Source organism: Nocardiopsis sp. TNDT3 (genome assembly GCF_003427465.1).
GTDB lineage: Bacteria > Actinomycetota > Actinomycetes > Streptosporangiales > Streptosporangiaceae > Nocardiopsis > Nocardiopsis dassonvillei.
This window is the reverse complement of the sequence record NZ_QPFC01000753.1, coordinates 1-6,276: the sequence shown is the minus strand read 5'-3', so window position 1 is coordinate 6,276 and position 6,276 is coordinate 1. Positions and strand designations below refer to the sequence as shown.

General features: G+C 75.4%; 5 protein-coding genes. All 5 read right to left on the bottom strand.

The window, feature by feature from the left end:
- The coding region (locus DQW06_RS18650) for an NAD(P)-dependent oxidoreductase (protein WP_198662485.1) at positions 1-579 on the bottom strand (579 nt) is incomplete at its 3' end.
- Positions 580-628: 49 nt separating this feature from the next.
- Complete coding sequence (locus DQW06_RS18645) at positions 629-1,351, bottom strand: FadR/GntR family transcriptional regulator (RefSeq protein ID WP_013153536.1); 723 nt, start codon at positions 1,349-1,351, stop codon at positions 629-631.
- Between the two features lie 308 nt (positions 1,352-1,659).
- Entirely contained in the window at positions 1,660-3,003 is a 1,344-nt protein-coding gene (locus DQW06_RS18640) for a transporter (RefSeq protein ID WP_071622242.1), read from the bottom strand.
- Positions 3,000-4,091 (bottom strand): hypothetical protein, encoded by a 1,092-nt coding sequence (locus DQW06_RS18635; RefSeq protein ID WP_117199003.1) that lies wholly within the window; start codon positions 4,089-4,091, stop codon positions 3,000-3,002. Before DQW06_RS18635 ends, DQW06_RS18640 begins: the two co-directional genes overlap by 4 nt.
- On the bottom strand, positions 4,088-6,276 hold a 2,189-nt coding region (locus DQW06_RS18630; protein ID WP_232833070.1), incomplete at its 5' end, for a hydantoinase/oxoprolinase family protein. The genes DQW06_RS18635 and DQW06_RS18630, both read right to left, overlap by 4 nt.

Genomic DNA, 6,276 nt, shown 5'->3' with positions numbered 1-6,276 from the left:
GGCGATGTGCACCGAGCACAGGAGCTGGTTGACGACCTTGTAGGACTGTCCGCGTCCGGCCTGGTCTCCGCAGTCGCGGACCGTGCCCATCGCCTCCAGCACCGGCCCGCACCGCCGGAGGGCCTCGGGGTCGCCGGAGGCGAACAGGGTCAGGGCCGCGCGCCGGGCCCCGGCCACCCCTCCGGTGACCGGCACGTCCAGCAGCCGCACCCCGCGCTCGCGGGCGCGGTCGGCGACCTCGCGCACGGGGCCGGGTCCGACGGTGCTCATGACCACGAGCACCGCGTCGGCGCGCATGGCCTCCAGGGCGCCGCCCGGGGCGGTGACGGCCGCGCGCAGCTGGTCGGGGGTGGCGACCATGACGATGACGACGTCGGCCTCACCGATCCCCGCGGTGTCGGGCTGGGCGCGCAGGCCCTGGTTCCGGGCCTCCTCGCGGCGCCGCGGCGAGGGGTCCACGCCGACCACGGTGTGCCCGGCCGCGGCGACCTGCAGGGCCATGGGCAGGCCGATGGCGCCGACGCCGACGAACATCACGGCCGTTTTCGGGCATGGCTGTGGAACTGGTGTGGTGTCCATGTGTCTTCCTTCTCCCCCGCGGGGGTGTCTCGGGCCGGGCGGTGTCCGGCTAGCGCCCGTCGGCGGGCGCGGCGCCCTCGGTGATGCGGCGCCACAGGGTGAAGTGCTCCACCATCGCGGCCGCGGCGGCGCTGCGGTCGTGCGCCTCGACGGCGTCGACGATGGGCGTGTGGACGGTGTCCGTCCTGCGGGGTCCCTCGGCGCCGCCCCCGGCGGCGCGGGCCTCGATGTCCAGGGCCAGGGCCCGTTTGTGGGCGAGGACGTCCTTGAGCGCCAGGCTCATGCCGTCGACGAAGAACTCGATCACCGGGTTGTCGGCGATCTGGAACAGCTTCTTGTGGAAGGCGTAGTCGGCCTCGTGCCCGGCCTCGGCGTCGCCCGCGGCGGTGGCGCGGACCATGTCCTCGACGTGGCCGCGCAGCACGCGCACGTCCTCCTCGTCGGCGCGGTCGGCGGCCTCCTGGACCACGGCGACCTCCATCATCTCCCGGGCGCGTTCGACGCTGCCGTCGTCGATGTGGCCGAACTTCGACATCAGGCCGAACAGGAACTGGACGAAGGAGGCGTCGGGCTTGGTGAAGAACGTTCCCGCCCCCTGGGTGCGGCGCACCATGCCGAGCATCTCCAGGCTGCCGAGGTTCTCCCGGACGGTGGCCCGGCTCGTGCCCAGCCGCTCGGCCAGCTCCCGCTCCGTCATCAGGCGCGACTCGGTTCCCGAGGCCCGGGCCTCCGGCGCCAGCGCCTCGACCAGGGCGTCGAAGTTCGTGTCCACCGCACCTCCTGATTGGCCTGACCAATGCGAGGAAGCGTACAAGTCGCAGGTCGCGGGCGTCAATGGATTGGTAAGGCCAATATTTCCGCCCTGTGAAGGCCCGGTGTCGTGTACCACCCCGAAGGGCCGATGCCGTACCACCGCGAAGGCCGGCGCCCGCCCGGATCCGGGACCGGGACGCCTCCCCCGCCACGGGTGTCCACAGCCTCGACTCCGCACCGGACGGGCCCCGCGCACAGCGCGGCGGGCAGCCCCGAAGGACTCCCCGCCGCTCCCTCGGGCCCGGCTCACGCCCGGCCCCACCAGCCTCACACCAGGTACAGGAACACCGTCAGCACCAACCCGGCGACGGCGATCACCCACGTGTAGGGCAGCGTCGAGAGCATCGACCGCTCCGGGCGCACCCCCGCGTACTGCGCGCTCCACACCGTCTGCGTGCTGGTGGGGTCCGACACCCCCAGCACCTGGCCGTAGGAGGCCATCAGCCCCAGCACCGCCGGAGCCGGGTAGATACCGCCGGAGATGAGCACACCGGCCACACCCGCGCCCAGACCGAAGATGTTCATCGGCCCCCGGTACAGGGCCAGCGGCACCAGCACGGCGAAGACCAGCACGAACAGCCACGGGCTGCTGGGGCTGATCGCGGTCACCACCGGCGTGAGCGCCGAGACCGCCCCGGGCAGGTTCACCGCCGCCAGCAGCATGCCGATCGCGATGAACAGCACGATGGGCGGCGCGGCCACGTCGAAGGCCCGGTAGAGCGTGCGCAGCGCGGTGGAGGACATCTCCCGCCACGGCACGGCCGTCAACAGCGCGAAGACCACCCCGGCCAGCAGCGAGGGCACGATGGGCACGTGCAGCCCCAGCGCCAGCACGATCGGCACCAGCGGCGTGACCAGCGCGTACCAAGGCGCGTCCCCCCGCCGCCTGCGCCGCTCGGCGGCCCGCTGGCGGCGGCTCGGCGGCCTCGTCCCGGCGCCGCCGGAACCGCTGCCCCCGGCCCCGGCCGGGACCCGCACCGCCCAGGTGTGCCGGGCGCCCCTGCGGCGCATCTCGATGAGGATGTAGGCCAGCCCGCCCGCCAGCGCGATCGGGAACAGGCGCAGCTGGAAGTGCTGGACGGTGGAGACCGGCACCCCGATGGCGTCGGACAGGAACTGCCAGTTGATCAGCTCCAGGGGCAGTCCGGCGGCGATGCCCACCAGCACGGTCCCGGCCGCGACGGTGGGGGTGACCCCCACCGCGATCATCGCGGGGATGCCCACCACACCGGCGAGCATGGCCGCGGGCGCCGAACCGGTGATGCTGCCGCACAGGATCGCGACGACGAAGACGCCGACGGCCACCAGCGAGGGGCGTTCACCGCCGAACTCCACGATCTTGCGCACGAGGGTGGAGGCGATCCCCGCCTCGGACATCAGCGTGCCCAGCCAGCTGCCCAGGAGGATGGCGATCATGGTCGCGGCCAGGCGCGGGGCGCCCTCCTGGACGACGGTCCCGGTGACGCTGCCCTCCTCCCCCACGAGCGGGGCGCCCGCGATGAGCGCGATCGCGACGGAGAGCAGGACGAGGGCGAAGGCGGTGGGCAGGCGGCGCGTCAGCATCAGGCCGACGCCCACCGCCATGGCGAGGAGGATCGCGAAGGCGGTCACGGGCGTTCTCCGGGGGAGGTTCGCGGGGCGGGCCGGTCGTGGCCCGTACCCCGGTGGGCAAGGGTGGCGGCGATGGCCGCGGTGAGCGCGATCGGGCTGCGGCGCAGCCCCGCGCGACGGCGGGCGTAGGCGTGCGCGGCGATCTCGTCGGCGCCGACCACGTGGCCGCGCAGGCGCAGCGGCCCCAGGCGCACCAGGACGTGGTCGAGTTCGCGCCGCAGCGCGCGGCCCCGTCCGTCGTGCAGCATCCGGTGGGCGTGCTCGTGGGCCAGCGCGGTCTCGCGCAGGGCCTCGGGGGTGAGGTCGCGGCCCCACCCGGCGTCGCGGGCCACGCGGTGGGCGTGGTCGAGGGCGTCGGCGTAGACGACCACCCGGTCGCCGGAGGCCCGGTGCAAATACTCGGCGAGCAGGACCTCGCCCGGACGCAGCCCGCCCGAGGCCCGCTCCTCCACACGCAGGTCCGAAGGACCCGTGCGACTCGGAGCGCTCACCGCACCCGAGGAACCCGTGGCACCCGGGGCACCAGAGCCGCTTGGGACCTCACGGGTGTCTGAGGCGCCTGACCCGCTTGGGGCCTCTGAAGCACCCGAGCTGCATGAGGTCCCTTGAGAGCCCTCAGAGCCCCCTTTGGCCCCCGTGCTCCCTCCCGTCCTGGCAACCCCGGCGGGCCCAGCGGCCCCGGGGTCCCCGGACGCTCCGGCACTCGCGGCGTCCTCGTCGGCCATGCGCTCACCGAAGCGCAGCGCCGTGGCGGCCCAGGACAGCAGCAGGTCTCGGCCGCGGCCCTCGTGGGTGGCGGTCAGCGCGAGCAGGTCGGCGGCCAGCTCCTCCTCGGAGGCGGCGCCGATGCGCGCGTACTCCTCGGCCAGCTCGGGGGCGACGCCCGTGTCGTGCCCGCCGGGCGCCTGCGCCCGGTCCCCTGTTTCCCTGCGGTCCGGGCGGTCCGTGTGCCACGGGGGTTTCGGTCGGCCCGCCCGCCCCGGCGCCTCACGCCGGGGCGCGCGCTCGGCGCGCCCGGGGCGTTCCGGCGGGCCGGACGCGGGGTAACGCGGTTCGCGGGCCGCGCGCGGCGGCGTGTGCGCGCTCACCGCCGCTTCTCCATGACCGCGATGACCGTCTCGTCGGGGGCGCGGCGGGCGATCTCCGCCGAGGCCAGCGCCACCAGGTGCCCCGGGTCCAGCACCCCCGACAGGTCGGCGAACTTGGGCCCCAGCAGCAGCCACACCGCCGGGGGCAGCGCCCCGCCGTCGCCGTAGGCGGTGCGTTCGGCCACCAGGTCCTTGAGCCGCCCCTCGGCCTCGGCGGCCACCAGCGTGTCCACCAGGGCGTCGGCGCTGTGCAGGCGCACCACCCCTTCGGCGTCCACGACCCGGACGTGGGTGCGTTCGCGGGCGAAGCGCCCCAGCGGCCCGCCGGGCCTGCGCACCAGCCCGAACACCCGGTACTGACCGTTGGCCGCGTACTCGGTGAGCTCGGCCGGTGCGGCGCCCAGACTGGCCGCCGCGGCGGCCCGCGCCCCGGCCTCGGCGTCGGCGGTGGCGGTGCGGTCCTTGGTGCGCAGCTCGGTGGCCCCCGTGGCCACGGCCGCCACCAGGTTGCGCTGGGGGTCGACGGTGACGTCCACCTCGATCCCCGCCGGGTCCGCGCCCTGGCGCAGCACCGCCTGCTCGGCCTCGGCGCGCACCGCGAGCACGTCGGCGTGGGTGGCGCCGGGGATGATGCGCTCCACCGACTCGCGCACCAGCGCCAGCGCCACACCCAGGGGGCTGATGACCTCGCTGTGCGCGGCGATGCGCGCCTCCAGCCCGGTGCGCCGCCCCAGGTAGGGGGTGACGGTGGCCGCGCCGCCGCCCCCGCCGACCAGGGTGCACACCTGCCGGTCCAGGCCGTAGTCGCCCGCCATCTCGTCCACGACCGCGGCCACGCGCTCGGTGGCCTTGTGCAGCACCGCGCGGGCGGCCTCCTCCACCTCCACGCCCAGGGCCTCGGCCAGGGGTGCGAGGGCGGCGCGGGCCGCACGGGCGTCGGCGCGGGCGTAGTCGCCCTCGGGGACGAGCCCGGCGGCGTTGGCGGCGCAGGTCACGGTCAGGGCGAAGCGCCGCCCGCCGCTCTCCAGGACGGCGTGGTCGCCCGGGTCGGAGGCCATGGGGCTGATCCGCACCAGGCGGGCGCCCTCCAGCTCGGCCGGATCGGCGAAGCAGGCGTAGGGCAGCCCGGCGATGTGGGCGCTGCGCGGTCCCACGTCGGTCAGGCTCGCCCGGCCGGGGCCCTCGCCCCCGCCGACGCGGACGAGGGAGCCGCCGCCGACGCCGACGGTGCGCACGTCCAGCGCCGACAGGTAGGTCTCCTTGCCGCCCAGGCGGGCGTGGCGGATCTGCACCCGCCCGCGCCGGATGACGCTGATGTCGGTGGAGGTGCCGCCGGTCTCCAGGAACACGCCCTCGCTGACCTTCTCGCCCATCAGGGCGCCCGCCACACCCGCGGCGGGTCCGGAGAGGACGGTGAGCAGGGGGCGGTGGCGCATCTCGGGCAGCGACATCACGCCGCCGTCGCAGCGCATGACCATGAGCGGGGCGGTGACCCCGGCCTTGTGGATGCTGCGCTCGACCAGGTCGGCGGTCTGGAGCATACGGGGCATGACCCCGGCGTTGAGCGCGGCGGTGCGGGCGCGTTTGCCCAGACCGTAGAGCTGGGTGATCTCGTGGGTGGCGGTGACGGGGATCCCGCGGGCGCGGGCGGCCTCCAGCACGGCCAGCTCGCCGCGGGGGTCGTCCACGCTGAAGGGTTCGACGGCGACGACGACCTCGGCGCCCTCGGCGACCACCTGGTCCACGCTGGCCAGGGCCGCGCCCTCACGTTCGGGTTCGCGCAGCGCGGCGTAGCGCACGGGCAGCGGGTGGCCCGAGTCCAGTCTCAGTCTGCCCAGGGAGCGCAGCCTGCGGGTGGCGAAGGCGTCGTAGCCGCTGCCGACGCCGACGATGCCGATGGTGGCCACGTCGCCCTCCAGCAGGGCGTTGGTGGCCTGGGTGGTGCCGTGGGCGAGGAAGCCCACGTCCTCGGCGCGCACGCCGATGTCGCCGAGCAGGCGTTCCAGCGCGGTCATGATGCCGTGGGCCACGCCGTCGGCGTGGTCGTGGCTGGTGGGCACCTTGACCTGGCCCAGCAGGGCGTAGGTGGTGGCGCTGACGGCCACGGCGTCGGTGAAGGTCCCGCCGACGTCGATGCCGATGCGCACGGGACCGGGACGGGAACCGGGGCCCGGGGACGGGGTTG